This window comes from Endozoicomonas sp. 8E (assembly GCF_032883915.1).
GTDB lineage: Bacteria > Pseudomonadota > Gammaproteobacteria > Pseudomonadales > Endozoicomonadaceae > Endozoicomonas_A.
The window spans coordinates 812501-827049 of record NZ_CP120717.1; the positions used below are offsets into that span (position 1 = coordinate 812501).

Annotated in this window: 10 protein-coding genes, 2 tRNA genes and 2 rRNA genes (1 of these 14 cut by a window edge); 10 read left to right on the forward strand and 4 right to left on the reverse strand. The window is 48.7% G+C overall.

The features are described 5' to 3' along the window. The 4 genes from P6910_RS03365 to P6910_RS03380 form a co-directional block, all read left to right on the forward strand. Nucleotides 1-955 (forward strand): 23S ribosomal RNA (locus P6910_RS03365) (it extends 2000 nt beyond the left edge of the window). Nucleotides 956-1176: 221 nt separating this feature from the next. Continuing rightward, nucleotides 1177-1292 (forward strand): 5S ribosomal RNA (gene rrf, locus P6910_RS03370). Nucleotides 1293-1441: 149 nt separating this feature from the next. Further along, complete coding sequence (locus tag P6910_RS03375; RefSeq protein ID WP_317144876.1) at nucleotides 1442-1690, forward strand: hypothetical protein; 249 nt, start codon at nucleotides 1442-1444, stop codon at nucleotides 1688-1690. Between the two features lie 470 nt (nucleotides 1691-2160). Further along, nucleotides 2161-3615: an NAD-dependent succinate-semialdehyde dehydrogenase gene (locus P6910_RS03380; RefSeq protein WP_317144877.1), complete on the forward strand. Its 1455-nt coding sequence runs from the start codon at nucleotides 2161-2163 to the stop codon at nucleotides 3613-3615. Nucleotides 3616-3751: 136 nt separating this feature from the next. Here P6910_RS03380 and ahpF read toward each other — a convergent pair whose 3' ends face one another. Further along, nucleotides 3752-5341, reverse strand: coding sequence for an alkyl hydroperoxide reductase subunit F (gene ahpF / locus P6910_RS03385; RefSeq protein ID WP_317144878.1), 1590 nt, complete (start codon nucleotides 5339-5341; stop codon nucleotides 3752-3754). Nucleotides 5342-5414: 73 nt separating this feature from the next. Further along, entirely contained in the window at nucleotides 5415-5978 is a 564-nt protein-coding gene (gene ahpC / locus P6910_RS03390) for an alkyl hydroperoxide reductase subunit C (RefSeq protein ID WP_317144879.1), read from the reverse strand. 229 nt (nucleotides 5979-6207) lie between these two features. On the opposite strand from ahpC, the gene P6910_RS03395 reads away from it, so the two are divergent. After that, on the forward strand, nucleotides 6208-9342 hold the full coding sequence (locus P6910_RS03395) for a cytochrome c peroxidase (RefSeq protein ID WP_317144880.1): 3135 nt from the start codon (nucleotides 6208-6210) through the stop codon (nucleotides 9340-9342). Nucleotides 9343-9406: 64 nt separating this feature from the next. Here P6910_RS03395 and P6910_RS03400 read toward each other — a convergent pair whose 3' ends face one another. Next, the gene (locus tag P6910_RS03400; protein ID WP_317144881.1) at nucleotides 9407-9964 is read right to left on the reverse strand and encodes a DUF1415 domain-containing protein; all 558 of its coding nucleotides are present in this window, start codon (nucleotides 9962-9964) and stop codon (nucleotides 9407-9409) included. 160 nt (nucleotides 9965-10124) lie between these two features. On the opposite strand from P6910_RS03400, the gene rmuC reads away from it, so the two are divergent. Then, on the forward strand, nucleotides 10125-11615 hold the full coding sequence (gene rmuC, locus P6910_RS03405) for a DNA recombination protein RmuC (protein ID WP_317144882.1): 1491 nt from the start codon (nucleotides 10125-10127) through the stop codon (nucleotides 11613-11615). Here the strand turns inward: rmuC and P6910_RS03410 are convergent. Further along, nucleotides 11597-12517, reverse strand: a complete 921-nt coding sequence (locus P6910_RS03410; RefSeq protein WP_317144883.1) for a LysR family transcriptional regulator — start codon at nucleotides 12515-12517, stop codon at nucleotides 11597-11599. The genes rmuC and P6910_RS03410 overlap by 19 nt on opposite strands. Nucleotides 12518-12616: 99 nt before the next feature. Here P6910_RS03410 and P6910_RS03415 point away from each other — a divergent pair, with 99 nt between their 5' ends. From P6910_RS03415 to P6910_RS03430, 4 genes are all read left to right on the forward strand, one after another. After that, a complete protein-coding gene (locus P6910_RS03415) occupies nucleotides 12617-13126 on the forward strand; it encodes a lactoylglutathione lyase family protein (RefSeq protein WP_317144884.1) in 510 nt (169 codons plus the stop codon). Nucleotides 13127-13330: 204 nt separating this feature from the next. Further along, nucleotides 13331-14164 carry an SDR family oxidoreductase gene (locus P6910_RS03420; protein ID WP_317144885.1) on the forward strand — a complete coding sequence of 278 codons (834 nt, stop codon included), beginning with the start codon at nucleotides 13331-13333 and terminating at the stop codon, nucleotides 14162-14164. Nucleotides 14165-14267: 103 nt separating this feature from the next. Further along, nucleotides 14268-14355, forward strand: a tRNA-Ser gene (locus P6910_RS03425). A 19-nt stretch (nucleotides 14356-14374) separates the two neighbouring features. Further along, a tRNA-Arg gene (locus tag P6910_RS03430) sits at nucleotides 14375-14451 on the forward strand. The last annotated feature ends 98 nt before the right edge of the window (nucleotides 14452-14549 follow it).

Sequence of the window (14549 nt, forward strand, 5' to 3'; positions counted from 1 at the left end):
CGGGTAAGTTCCGACCTGCACGAATGGCGTAACGATGGCCACGCTGTCTCCACCCAAGACTCAGTGAAATTGAAATCGCTGTTAAGATGCAGTGTATCCGCGGCTAGACGGAAAGACCCCGTGAACCTTTACTACAGCTTCACAGTGGATCTTGATGTTGCTTGTGTAGGATAGGTGGGAGGCTTGGAAGTGTGAACGCCAGTTTGCATGGAGCCAACCTTGAAATACCACCCTGGCAATATTGAGGTTCTAACCCAGGTCCTTTATCAGGATCGGGGACATTGTGTGGTGGGTAGTTTGACTGGGGCGGTCTCCTCCCAAAGAGTAACGGAGGAGCACGAAGGTTGGCTAAGCACGGTCGGACATCGTGCGGTTAGTGTAATGGTACAAGCCAGCTTGACTGCGAGAGGTACATCTCGAGCAGGTACGAAAGTAGGTCATAGTGATCCGGTGGTTCTGAATGGAAGGGCCATCGCTCAACGGATAAAAGGTACTCCGGGGATAACAGGCTGATACCGCCCAAGAGTTCACATCGACGGCGGTGTTTGGCACCTCGATGTCGGCTCATCACATCCTGGGGCTGAAGCCGGTCCCAAGGGTATGGCTGTTCGCCATTTAAAGTGGTACGCGAGCTGGGTTTAGAACGTCGTGAGACAGTTCGGTCCCTATCTGCCGTGGACGTTGGAAGTTTGAGGAGAGCTGCTCCTAGTACGAGAGGACCGGAGTGGACGAACCACTGGTGTTCGGGTTGTGTCGCCAGACGCATTGCCCGGTAGCTAAGTTCGGACGGGATAACCGCTGAAAGCATCTAAGCGGGAAGCCCCCTTCAAGATGAGACTTCCCTGGCCGCAAGGCCCATAAGAGACGTTGAAGACGACGACGTTGATAGGCGGGATGTGTAAGCGTTGTGAGGCGTTGAGCTAACCCGTACTAATGACTCGAGAGGCTTGACCATATAACGCCAAAGCGATTTGTGCAGCGCAGCGGCCAGCTGAAAGAAGCTGGAAGCCTGAAGCTGTAAGCTTGAAGCCGTACACAGTGAACGAGAGTGTTGAGCAAGAATAAACAACACAGCTTAAAAAGATATTTGGATTCCAGAGCCTTCTGCTTGCGACAAACAGCTTCAAGCTTCCAGCTTCAGGCTTCCAGCTCAAAAGCAAGGTTCGACCAGTTTTGCCTGGTGACCATAGAGTGTTGGAACCACCCGATCCCATCCCGAACTCGGAAGTGAAACGACACATCGCCGATGGTAGTGTGGGGCTTCCCCATGTGAGAGTAGGTCATCGCCAGGCATTGAATAAAGCAAAACCCCAGTTGAGAGATCAACTGGGGTTTTTGTTTTGTGGGCAAAGAAGTGCGGCTGAACAGAAGTGAAACGACACATACCTGGGCGGCCCCACCTGGGCGGTCCCACCTGGGCGGTCCCCACCGATGGTAGAGGGTGTCGCAAAACTCTCTCCAGCGTGGGAACGAGTTAACTCCCGTCATTCCCGACTTCATTCTCGTCATTCCCGCGAAGGCGGGAATCCACACTGACTCACCACCAGAACCATACTGCCCGGTGCCCCCCTGGCCTTGTCATCCTCAAGAAGGCAGAGAACCACCGTTGGCGCTGGATTCCCGCCTTCGCGGGAATGACGACCTCAGAGCATGGGAACGAGCTGTTGGAGTTTTGCGACACCCTCGGTAGTGTGGGGCTTCCCCGTGTGAGAGTAAGTCATCGCCAGGTATTGAATAAAGCAGAACCCCAGTTGAGAGATTGACTGGGTTTTTTGTTTATCCAATGCTTTGTTCCCAAGAGAAATTGAGTCCCGGACAAGAAGCCCGGGATCTCAGTGGGTGATTATCCCAGAAACGCCTGATAAGCCTTCTTATCAGCATGTGAACCTTGCCAGCCATGATTCATTCTATTCCGATTCAAAGCAAGTCAATGAGCCCGGAAGAGAAGTTTGGGTTGCCATTCAGTATCTGTTTTAGTACAGCTAAGCCTAACTATCCAAACAACAAACCGGATTGTCTGGCTATCCTTTTCGCTCAAACAGACCATCCATGTCTGAGTTGCTGAGATCCCGGTCTCTGAAAGGATAACCAGAGCGCCCAATCAAGATCGTGTCTGTATATCAGTGCTTAGATGCACGATTCACTTTCGAGGAGTTAGCCATGAACCTGAACGACTCTGGTCTTTTTAAACAGCAGGCCTACATTAATGGAAATTGGATCAGCGCCAGGGATACGCTTCCTGTTAATAACCCGGCTACAGGCAAGGTGATTGCCCGCATTCCCATGCTGAGCGCTTCAGATGTTCAAAGTGCAATCAAGGCTGCAGAAAATGCTTTTATTGAATGGCGAGCAAAAACTGCAGCAGAGCGTTCGGGTTTGCTCCGCAAGTGGTACCAATTGATTCTGGATAATCAGGAAGATCTGGCCATACTGATGACCGCAGAACAGGGTAAACCGCTGTCAGAATCCAGAGGTGAAGTGGCGTATGGGGCTTCTTACGTAGAATGGTACGCCGAAGAAGCTAAACGAGCTTATGGTGATCTGATTCCTGCGACCAAAAGCAGTCAGAGAATTATGGTCACCCGGGAACCAGTCGGTGTGGTCGCAGCCATAACGCCCTGGAACTTCCCTAATGCCATGATCACCCGAAAAGTGGCTCCGGCTCTGGCGGCAGGCTGTACCATTATTATCAAGCCTTCGGAACTGACGCCGCTCTCGGCTTTTGCCCTGGCAGAACTGGCAGAGCGTGCAGGTATTCCAGCAGGTGTCATTAATGTTGTCACGAGAGATGCCAAAGCAATCGGTAGCGAATTGACAAGCAGTTCTACAATAAGAAAATTGTCGTTTACTGGCTCGACCGCTGTTGGCAAGTTGTTGATGAAACAATGCGCTGACTCGGTTAAAAAAATCTCGCTGGAGCTAGGTGGTAATGCACCTTTCATCGTTTTTGATGATGCCAATATTGATCAGGCGGTTCAGGGCGCCATAGCTTCCAAGTATCGAAATTCAGGCCAGACCTGTGTTTGTATGAATCGTCTGTTTGTTCAGGACGGTATCTATGACGAGTTCGTTGAAAAGTTTTCCGGGGCAGTCTCCAGACTTACAGTAGGTTCCGCAACGGACGGAGACTTCGATCTGGGGCCATTAATCAACGAGGCTGCACTGCTGAAGATCAGGAGTATTGTCGATGATGCCTTGGCCAAAAAGGCTCGATTGCTCACAGGTGGCCGCCCTCATAACCTTGGTGGTCTGTTCTATGAGCCGACTGTTCTCACGGATGCTTCCATAGAGATGAAGTGCTATAAGGAAGAGGTATTTGGCCCCATAGCCCCAGTCTTCCGGTTTCAGTACGAAGAGGATGTGGTCAAAATGGCTAACGATACTCAATATGGTTTGGCTGCGTACTTTTATGCTAATGACATTAGTCGTGTATTAAGAGTAGCCGAGGCACTGGAGTACGGTATGGTGGCTGTCAATGAGGGAGTGTTATCCACAGAGGTAGCTCCGTTCGGAGGCATCAAGGAGTCAGGTATTGGTCGGGAAGGATCAAAGTACGGTCTGGACGAGTATCTGGAAATGAAATATTTACTGTTAGGAGGCATCAGCGCTTCCTGAGAGCAGCCTTATACATCAGAGGTGATGGGCATATAATTAAAGAAGGTCAAGATGCCAGATCAGGAAGCCTCAGGTTGGCGGTCAGACTTAAGCCTGACCTGGCGAAAAATGATTGGATGGATTAATCCTTAGTCAATCAGGCGGCCACAGCAGTATCGCCTTCAAAACTGTTTCTGATCAGGTAATCAAAAGCACCCAGTGAGGCGTTGGCGCCGCTGCCCATAGCAATAATAATTTGCTTGTAAGGTGCGGTTGTCACATCCCCGGCCGCAAAAATACCTGGAATCGAGGTTTCGCCGCGGCTATCAACAACAATTTCGCCGCGTGGGGTTAATTCCATTGCGCCTTTGAGGAATTCGGTATTCGGTACCAGACCAATCTGAACAAAAATACCTTCCAGTTCTAAACTGATTTCGTCGTCAGTATTACGGTCTTTATAAGTCAGGCCATTTACTTTATTACCGTCGCCCAGTACTTCTGTCGTCAGTGCGCTGGTAATGATAGTGACATTTTTTAGAGAGCGCAGTTTGCGCTGGAGTACTTCGTCAGCTCTTAACTGGCTGTCAAACTCAATCAAAGTGACCTGGGCAACAATGCCTGCCAGATCAATAGCCGCTTCAACACCTGAGTTACCACCGCCAATCACCGCAACACGTTTGCCCTTAAAGAGAGGCCCGTCACAGTGAGGGCAGTAGGCCACTCCTTTCCCTCGGTATTCCCGCTCGCCCGGCACATTCATCTCTCTCCAGCGGGCACCGGTTGCTATCAGTACCGTTTTACTTTTCAGGCTGGCGCCACTTTCCAGTTGGATTTCAACCAGTTCTCCGGCACTGCGGTTGTTTTCAATCAGGGCGCTGGCGCGCTGGTTACTCATAACATCTACATCGTAGTCAAGAACGTGCTGCTCCAGATTGGCCACCAGTTTTGGACCTTCTGTTTCCTTAACGGAGATGAAGTTTTCAATGGCCATGGTATCCATAACCTGCCCGCCAAAGCGATCGGCCACCAGACCGGTACGAATGCCTTTGCGAGCGGCATAGATAGCGGCGGCCGCACCAGCAGGACCGGCACCGACAATCAGCAGGTCATAAGGGTCTTTATTGTTGATGGCCTCTGCTGCACGTTTTTCAGCGTTCACGTCCAGTTTGGCGACGATTTCGGCGGTACTCATACGACCATGACCAAATGGCTCGCCGTTAACAAAGACGGCAGGTACGGCCATGATCTGTTTTTCATCCACCTCATCCTGAAACAAGGCTCCGTCGATCATGGTGTGTCGGATACCAGGATTCAGAACAGCCATCAGGTTCAGAGCCTGCACGACCTCAGGGCAGTTCTGGCAGGAGAGGGAGATATAGGTTTCAAAATTGAACTCGCCTTCCAATTGTTTGATCTGCTCGAGCAAGTCAGCTTCCAGCTTGGCTGGATGACCGCCACTCTGGAGAATGGCCAGTATCAATGAGTTAAATTCGTGGCCCATTGGCAGCCCGGCAAAGCGGATTGCAGGGCGATTGTCCTGGCCTTGAATGGCCATGGAAGGTTTTCTTACCAGATCGTTGTCGTTTTTACTTAACGTGATCTGACTGGAGAGTGATTCAAGGTCCTTAGCCAGTGAGGCCATTTCCTGTGATTTCGCAGAGTCATCAAGAGACACAGCGATCTCAACAGGCGTTTTCAGGTTCTGAAAGTAAGCTTCCAATTGCTTTTTGATATTTGCATCTAACATGATTGACTCGCTTGATCGTTTTGATTTGGTTCAGGCTCCCCGCTGTTGACTGATGGCAGGGAGCCCGGGCGCTTTAGATTTTGCCGACCAGGTCCAGAGAAGGTGCCAGTGTTTCTTCACCTGGTTGCCATGCAGCCGGGCATACCTGACCTGGGTTCTCTGCGATGAACTGAGCCGCCTGAATCTTGCGAACCAGATCTCCAGCGTTACGGCCAATACCTGAATCGTTGGTTTCAACGACTTTGATTTCACCTTCAGGGTTCATGACAAAGGTGCCCCGCAGAGCCAGACCTTCTTCTTCGATCATGACTTCAAAGTTACGGGTGATCTGACCTGTCGGGTCGCCGATCATTGGGTATTTGATCTTGTTGATGGTCTCAGAGCTGTCGTGCCACGCTTTGTGAGTGAAGTGGGTGTCTGTGGAGACGGAGTAGACTTCAACACCCATAGCTTGAAGCTGTTCGTAGTGGTCGGCCAGGTCGCCCAGTTCAGTGGGGCAAACGAAGGTAAAGTCTGCCGGGTAGAAGAAGACAACAGACCACTTGCCTTTCAGGCTCTCTTCGGTTACTTCAATGAAGTCGCCATTATGAAAAGCAGTGGCTTTGAACGGCTTGATTTGAGTATTAATGAGGGACATGGTTCATTCCTTCTTGCGGGTAGTCATTGTGTTTTTTAGTCAGCCGTTTTCGGTGGCGACATGGAAAGAATATGCTGATCTGGTTTATTGGTATAATTAATCATTCAAATGCTGCTAATAGTTTTAATCTATTAAATGGCTGGCGGGTTATATTTCTTCGCCCGTTCCAGTATCTTTGAAGGAGTCGATTTAAAACAGCTCAGGGAAGGCTACGGTGCGACAGGGATGCATGTTGACGCTGATATTGGGATCAGTAAGCGTACTCGGTGCTCAAGATCATCAACCTGGCGAGGAACTCAAAGACTGGCTTAAAACTTATCAGCTATCAGACAGACCCACTGCGGATATTGAAGGGCCCGGGATTCATTCAGACCTCAGTCAACTTGGTAAAAAACTTTTCTTCAGCCCCGATCTTAGCCTCGATGGCAAAGTGGCTTGCTCGACCTGTCATCACCCGAGGCTGGGTGGAGCAGACAGTCTGGCTCTGCCCGTTGGAGTGACCGTTGATGATCCTTTTCTGACCGGGCAGCCGAGATTGGATCAATTAATTAAGCTCAGCCCGGACGACTATGTTCGTCATTTGATTCCACGTAATTCTCCTACGGTTTTCAATGTCTCTCTTTATCGAAAGAATCTGTTCTGGGACGGTAGGGTCCAATATGTGGATTCTGACGTTTCCAGTCGAAAGATAAAAGTCGGTGGCGGTTATTCCGAACTTCCCACCAGTCGTTATCAGACCCGTAGCCTGCTCCAGGCTCAGGCCAGGCTGCCGATGGTGTCACCTTTTGAAATGAAGGGGCTGTCCGATGCCAGTCATAATAACCTGGAGATACATCAGCTCATTGTGAGTCGGCTGGCTTCAAGTGATGAGTGGTGCAGACAATTCAAAAGCGTTTTTTCTCCGCAAGACACCAATGTTTCCTGTGAAGCGGTGGTTCAAATTGACACATTGACAAAGGCTCTGGCGGCTTTTCAGGCAGACTTGGTATTGATTGAAAACCGCTTCTTTGGATTCCTCAATAATAAAAATAAGCTGTCAGAATCTGAAATGAAGGGTGCCCGACTGTTTTTCACAGCGGTCAGTGAGGGGGGGGCTGGTTGTTCAGGCTGTCATTCAGGGAGTCATTTCTCGGATGAACAATTCTACAATCTTGGCATAGAACCTTCAGGTCCCGGGGTGAATGGCAGGGGATTGGACTACGGTAGAAGCAATATCGAACCTGACACTGACACTTTTTCATTCAGGACGCCGAGCCTTTTGAATATTTCACGGACAGCTCCTTATTTTCACAACGGCAGTGCAGCGACCCTTTCTGAAGCCATTAAAGCTCATATCAGAAACAAGCCTGAAAAGAGCCTGTCTGACAGCAATAAGGGTGACAGTAATAGGAGTGATGTCGCTTATATGAAGCGTTCATTGACGACGATTCGGGAAAAAGCAGCGCAATCTCCCTTTCAGAAGCTTTTACCCGAAGCGCTCTCCGATCACCAAGTAGATCAACTATCAGCCTTCCTGGAGACGCTGACGGACCCCTGTTTGCTCGATGAGTCCTGCTTTCAGGTTTTTATTGATGATCAGCCGATCGTGACGCCTTTTACCAGGCCAGTTTCTTTAGAAGAGTCTTCAGCAGAAAAGTTATCAGCTGTACCCAGACAGACCGTTGATAAAATGGAAATTCGTACTCCGTCGTTTGAGAAGTGTGTTGCCATTCCGGCGGTTATCCCGGTAGCAAAAACTAATCAGAACAGACTCTGGTTCAGAGAAGCAGGTGCTAAAAAGGGCATTGACCACAGGCGCAAAGTCGGTCTGATAAAGCCTGGATGGATCATGGATGTGATTAACTGGGGAGGAGTGAGCGCCGCAGATTTGAATCGAGACTGTCTGGATGATCTGGTCTTCGCTGATAACGATAATAGAGTTTGGGTTTATTACCAGCAGTCCGATGGCCAGTTCAAGCAGCAAAACATTCTTTTGAAGGGGGCAGAGCTTAAGGGTGTGATTACTCCATTGGTAGGGGATCTTGATGGCGATTACCAGCCGGATCTTTTCCTGGGTAATGATGGACGATTTTATCCACAGGTGGTTTATGATTTTACTCGAGCCCCTGAGTCTCTGGTCTTTTCTGATGTCTCGGGACCGACACTGAATGCCAGTTTTGGTGATCTGGATCAGGATGGTGATCTGGATGCCGTGATGGCATTCTGGCGCACTTACAAGTCGGTCAGGCAGCCGCAAATATGGCGCAATTCTGGTTATCGTCAGATGCAGCCCGCTGATTCTAAAGTTCCTGAATTAAGAGAAAGTTATGGGCCGGTTACTTTAAATGATGGTCTGATTCATCAGAAACATGAAGCGCCAGTATTCGGTGGGGACGACTTTACCTTTACCCCTAATTTTGCTGACGTTAATCAGGATGGTATTTCTGATATTCTGATGACAGCCGACTTTTTTACCACGCAGCTTTGGAAGAATACCGGCACTGAGTTGCAGGATGTTACCGATATCAGGGAGATCCATGGTAGTTTTGGTATGGGAGCAGCGATTGCGGATTTTGATAATGATGGCGATCTGGACTGGTTTGAAAGCAGTATTTTCAGCCTTAGTCAAAGCAGCAGTTATACGGGCAACCGCTTGTATCAGAATGAAGGTGACTATCAATTCCGGAATGTCACGGAAAATTCCGGCCTTCGCGAAGGCGGTTGGGGCTGGGGAAGCTGTGCGGCGGATTTTAATAATGATGGTCTGTTGGATATCTTTCATGCCACTGGTTACGGTAATATTCCGGAAACAGCGACCTATCCCAGCCAAGATTATAAGACACTGGCCACGCAAATTTTGAATAACCACAGTGAGTTTCAGCAATCCAGAGCACGACTGTTTATTAATTTGGGTGAGATGACCTTTAAAGAGCAGGCTCTGGAAGCCGGGCTTGAAAAGGCTATGGATGGCAGGGGAATCAGTTGTTTTGATTACCAGCAGGATGGCGATATTGATATCGTAGTGAGTAACTGGGAAGGTTCTCCCGATTTTTTTGTCAATTCAAATCCGGACAATCATCACTGGCTTTCTGTGCGACTCATCGGCCCTCCCGGTAATACGGAAGCGCTTGGGGCTAAAATAAGGCTGTATAGCCAGGATGGGACACAGTTCCGTGAAGTCCGTTTTGAAAATAACTTCGTTTCTACTAATCCCAGGCAGCAGCACTTTGGATTAAAACAATTAGAAAAGGTAGATCGGTTAGTCATTGACTGGCCAAAACCTTATTCAGCCAGGACGGTTCTGGAAAACCCCCGAATTAATCAGCGACACCTTGTTTTTCATCCAGTATTAAATCAGCAGCCTCCATCGGGCACGAACAGGTGAGACCCGAGAGACTCAAAAACTTTTCCAGTTATCTTATCTCTCGGTATTCTTTTTAGAAGCAAGTTTAAGAGCAAGTTTTGCGAGCAAAGAGATAAGGAAACAACTTTAATTTCTCATCGGCTGTCAGGTTATTCATCTGTCTGATATTTCTATCGGGAATACCATCGGGATCCGGGTGGCTGGCCAGAGCCTTTTCAAGACTGTCTTCCCGGATAATATGCAGAAGAGGGTAGGGCGAACGGTTGGTCAGGTTCTCATCATCTTCCGGGTCGGTGCCGGCAAAGCAATAGTTTGGATGAAAACTGGCTACCTGGAACTGACCTTCCCAGTGGAAGCCGCGAAGCAGGGCGTCCACATGATGTAGAAACTGGTTGTAGTCATCAAAATCCTGAAGCATGTCCGGAATGACAATCAGGGTGGTTTCCAGTTCACTGGCTGGTGTTTCGGCAGCCAGCGTCAGTTCAGACTGCAACGTCTCCAGCAGGGCTTCTTCCGAGGTATCCCTTGAGAGAGTGATACGAATCTGGTTGTGCTGCTCTGGCCAGGCCGCAAAGGGGCAGAGATCCAGGCCGATCACTACCTCTTTAAGCCATTGGCTGACTGCTTCAATCTCTTTACTCATAAGGTGAAGTCCGGGTTAATGTGTAACGAAGTATGGCAGAAAGCATGTTTCTAAGCACAAAAGCGGCAGGGATAGGCAACAGTGCTGCGCTGTTGATTTCAGTAAAAATACCGTAATGTTCACCAGTAATTATCTAACCTGTGCTGATGAGAGAGCGTGCATGTCTGTAAGTGAAATGGCTGTGACCATTCTTTTGGTTCTGATCTGTTCCGGATTATCCTGGCTGTTTGCCAGACAGAGAGCGTCTGCCGGATTGGCAAAGCTGACTGCACAAATGCAGCAGCAGGGTCACAGAATTTCTGAACTTGTCGCAGAGCAGGATCAGCATTTCAGTGTGAGAGACAGGCTGCAACAGGACAATCGTGACCTGCACATTATAAAAGGAAAGCTGGAAACTCTCTTGAGTAATGAAAAGCGAAGAGTTGAAGAAAAGGAAGAGCTGCTCAGGAAAGGCCTCCTTAAACAGCAGGATGATCAGGAGGCTCGGTTCAGTGCGGAAAAGCAGGTTCGGGAGCTGAAGGTCAGGTTGGAGGAGCAGCAGTTGCAAAATGAAAAGTCATTGCGGCAGCTCGAAGACAATAAACAGGCACTCAAGGAAGAATTTGGCAATCTGGCTAACGAGATTCTGGAAGCCAAGAGTCAATCAGTTTCACAGCAGCATCAGGCAGGTCTGGAAAACCTGCTAAAACCTTTTAAAGAACAACTGGGTGAGTTTCGAAACAAGGTCGAAGAAGCCAGAAAAGCGGATAACGAAGGTCGCGCTGCACTCAAACAACAGCTGGAGACCCTGCATAATCTGAACCAGAAGATCACCGATGAAGCAGGCAACCTTGCCAGAGCCCTTAAAGGTGACAAAAAGTTGCAGGGTAACTGGGGGGAATTACAGGTAGAAAAGATTCTGGAAAGCAGTGGCCTGATTAAAGGGCAGGAGTACGAGCGGGAAGCCAATTTCAAGGATGAAGAAGGCCAGAACAAGCGGCCTGACTTTATCGTCTATCTACCGGAACAAAAGCATCTGATCATTGACTCCAAAGTTTCGCTGGTGGACTACCTGAGTTATGTCAATGCCGAAACCGATGCTGAGCGTGAAGCTGCACTGAAGCGACATATACAAAGTATCCGGAATCACATCCGAAGTCTTAACGAAAAAGATTATCCCTCGCTGCCAGAGGTTAAAGCTCCTGACTTCGTCTTTATGTTCATGCCTGTTGAACCCGCATTCATGGTGGCCTTCCAGCATGACCAACAACTATTCAATGAGGCTTTTGAGAAGCGTATTGTGGTTGTGACACCCACCACGCTGCTGGCCACGCTCAGGACAGTGTCTAACCTCTGGACGATAGAAAGACAGAATGCCAATGCCCGAAAACTGGCTGACAAGGCTCGTCAGGTGTACGACAAGCTTCGTGTTTTTGTTGAAAAGATGGAAAAGCTGGATCAACAATTGACCAGTGCCAGAAGCACTTATGATGACGCTATGGGAACCTTGAAGCATGGTCGGGGGAATCTGATATCTCAGGCGGATCAGTTCTTAACCCTGGGGGTGCGTGTTAAAAAAGAGTTGCCCAGACAGACGCTGGAAACAGCTGACCTGGGAAGCGATATAGTCATCGAGTCTGATCAGCAATCTATTCAGGGTGATGAAGTTTGATAAAACTGTTTATCGGTTTTCTGCATCGACACTGGATTCGAAAAAAGCGTTTCCTGGATAAACTGGAATCTGGAAGGGAGTAGCCGGTGCTTTTTAAAAACCCGGTAGATTGTTTCATAAGCAGGTTGAGGCAGCGTGACAACCTTGATTCTTTCAGGAAAAGCGTAAGATCTGACGGCTGATTCAGGCAGCACCGTAAACCCCAGTCCCGCTGCTACCGGTTCAAGTATCAGGTTAATCTGGTTGATGTAGCCTTGGGCAGGGAAGTCAGAGATGCCCCTGAAGGCGTCAGGAAAATTTTCCTGAAGCAGCAGGCTGGCATGATGTTCTGCGTCCGGGTGATGAATCATGCCCAGTGTCTGCAACTGTTCATATTCCTGAAGTTGGAAGTTTGCAGGCACGACCAGACAGACTTGTTCAGTCATGACAGATTCAGCTTCCAGGCTGCTGGATTCCGGCTTCTGGCTCATATACCCACAGTCCAGATGGTTGTTCAGCAATTCAGATTCAATCCGGTGGTTCGGGGCAATCTCAAAAAATATTTTCAGGCCAGGGTATTTTTTCTGGGCGTTGATGAGTTTCGGGTAAAGAGCCAGACCCAGAGCCCCGGGTGAAGATAGACGACATAAGCCGGAATGGGGGTCGTCCTTGTTCAGAGTCTCCCTCAGGTTTTCTTCACCTTCAAGTATTTTAAGGGCAAAGCGATACACCATTTCACCGGATGGAGTCAGCTCAAAGTGTTTGCCCTGGCGGTTGATCAGACTTGTCTGATAGTGACTTTCCAGCTTTTTAATGTGCTGGCTGACTCCGGGTTGGGTCATAGCCAGAAGGTCTGCGGTTCGGGTAAAGTGGCCCTGTTCGGTCAGAGTGATGAAGGTTCTCAGCCAGGCGGGATTTACCATAATAAAATATTATCAAAAATATCATAAATGATAATTTTATGTTTTTTGGTGAGCTTTTTAAACTGCAGCCATTGATGAAAAACGGATGGAGTTTATTCAATGTCTAATACAGTTTACCCTCGTACCTTTTCCCACATAGGTATCTCAGTGCCGGATCTGGAGAAAGCCGTTAAGTTCTACACCGAAGTGCTGGGCTGGTACCTGATTATGGAGCCCACTGAGATTGTAGAAGATGATAGTGCTATTGGAGTCATGTGTACTGATGTTTTTGGTCCTGAGTGGGGATCATTCCGTATCGCTCACCTGTCAACAGGCGACAGAATCGGTGTAGAGCTTTTCGAATTCAAGAACTACGAAGAGCGCGACAATAACTTTGAATACTGGAAACCCGGTGTCTTTCACTTCTGTGTTCAGGACCCGGATGTTGAAGGTCTGGCAGATAAAATCGTTGCCGCAGGTGGTAAGCAGCGCATGCCGGTAAGATACTACTACCCGGACGAAAAGCCCTATCGCATGGTTTATATGGAAGACCCGTTCGGCAATATTCTGGAAATCTACAGCCACAGCTACGAGCTTATATACTCTTCCGGTGCTTACACCAAGAGCTGACGTTGGGTTCACTGCTTCTGATTTTTTTAGCCGGTAAAGAATAATCTGCCCAAGGATCTGATTATTTTTTACCGGGTCAAGATTGGGCCGAAAAGTTAATATGATGACTGTCGAGTTGTTATAGATGACCTGCCTGAGATGATTGGTGTCCTGTGGTCTGCAGCCGTTTAATAGACCAGAAGTCCCGGTTTATGGAGTGAAGCAATGAAAAATGTACTGATTACCGGCTGTTCATCCGGTATTGGTCTGGCGTTGGCCCTGGAGTTGGATCAGAGGGGGTATAAAGTCTGGGCTACAGCAAGAAAGCTGGAATCAATCAAACATCTGTCAGATAGAAGTATCAGGACAGCAGAGCTGGATGTTACCGATGAAAATCAGGTTGGCAGGATACTGAAAGAGATTCAGGAAGAAGAGGGTAAGCTGGATGTTCTGATCAATAATGCAGGCTATGGCGGAATGGGAGCAGTGGCTGAATTACCCAGAGAAGAACTTCTGAAGCAATTTGAGACCAATGTATTTGCACCGGTGTTGTTAGCCAATAAAGTTATCAAGAAAATGTGTACTAATAAGGAAGGAACAATCATTAATATTGGCAGTGTTTCAGGAGAAGTTACCACGCCCTTCTCAGGGCTTTACTGCGCTTCAAAAGCTGCCTTCAACGCCTTTTCCGATGCTATGAGGATGGAGCTTCAGCCGTTTGGCATAAGAGTTCTGACCGTATTGCCCGGAGCGATTAAATCCCGTTTTGCAGAGAATGCCAATGAAGCTCTTGACCGGGTTTTTTCTGAAGACTCCCTGTATTTTCCTATCGAAGAGGGAGTCAGAGCTCGAGCGAATGCCTCTCAGGATAGGCCCACCCCTGCCAAAAAAGTAGCATCAGAGATTGCTTCATGGCTGGAGTCATCAAACCAGCAGGGCATTTTAAGAGTGGGCAATGGCAGTTGGGCGCTGCCCGGGCTCAAAAGATGTCTGCCTGTTTCATGGTTTGAGGCTATTCTCAGACGCAAGTTCGGACTTAGCCGTTTAACAGTTAGGTAATTGCCCTAAAAGTAGGAAAAAAGTGCATTTTGGCTTTGCCTTTCAGACGGTCCTGCTATAAAGTACGGCTCCGTTCGCAGCAACAGATGCGGACGACGACAATGGTGAGGTGTCCGAGTGGCCGAAGGAGCACGCCTGGAAAGTGTGTATACGGAAACGTATCGAGGGTTCGAATCCCTCCCTCACCGCCAGTGAACAATTTAGTATTACGCGCTCGTAGCTCAGCTGGATAGAGTACCTGGCTACGAACCAGGCGGTCGTAGGTTCGAATCCTACCGAGCGCGCCATCTTCAGAAAGCCCTATTTTTATAGGGCTTTTTGTCGTTTTGGGGGGTGGTTTTTTCTTGCCCTCTGTCTGTTTTATAGTCTTCCGATGTCTTATAAC

Coding starts and splice junctions, on each gene's coding strand:
- P6910_RS03380 (WP_317144877.1), top strand. CDS start 2,161: ATGAACCTGAACGACTCTGGTCTTTTTAAACAGCAGGCCTACATTAAT.
- ahpC (WP_317144879.1), bottom strand. CDS start 5,978: ATGTCCCTCATTAATACTCAAATCAAGCCGTTCAAAGCCACTGCTTTT.
- P6910_RS03415 (WP_317144884.1), top strand. CDS start 12,617: ATGTCTAATACAGTTTACCCTCGTACCTTTTCCCACATAGGTATCTCA.
- ahpF (WP_317144878.1), bottom strand. CDS start 5,341: ATGTTAGATGCAAATATCAAAAAGCAATTGGAAGCTTACTTTCAGAAC.
- P6910_RS03420 (WP_317144885.1), top strand. CDS start 13,331: ATGAAAAATGTACTGATTACCGGCTGTTCATCCGGTATTGGTCTGGCG.
- P6910_RS03410 (WP_317144883.1), bottom strand. CDS start 12,517: ATGGTAAATCCCGCCTGGCTGAGAACCTTCATCACTCTGACCGAACAG.
- rmuC (WP_317144882.1), top strand. CDS start 10,125: ATGTCTGTAAGTGAAATGGCTGTGACCATTCTTTTGGTTCTGATCTGT.
- P6910_RS03395 (WP_317144880.1), top strand. CDS start 6,208: ATGTTGACGCTGATATTGGGATCAGTAAGCGTACTCGGTGCTCAAGAT.
- P6910_RS03400 (WP_317144881.1), bottom strand. CDS start 9,964: ATGAGTAAAGAGATTGAAGCAGTCAGCCAATGGCTTAAAGAGGTAGTG.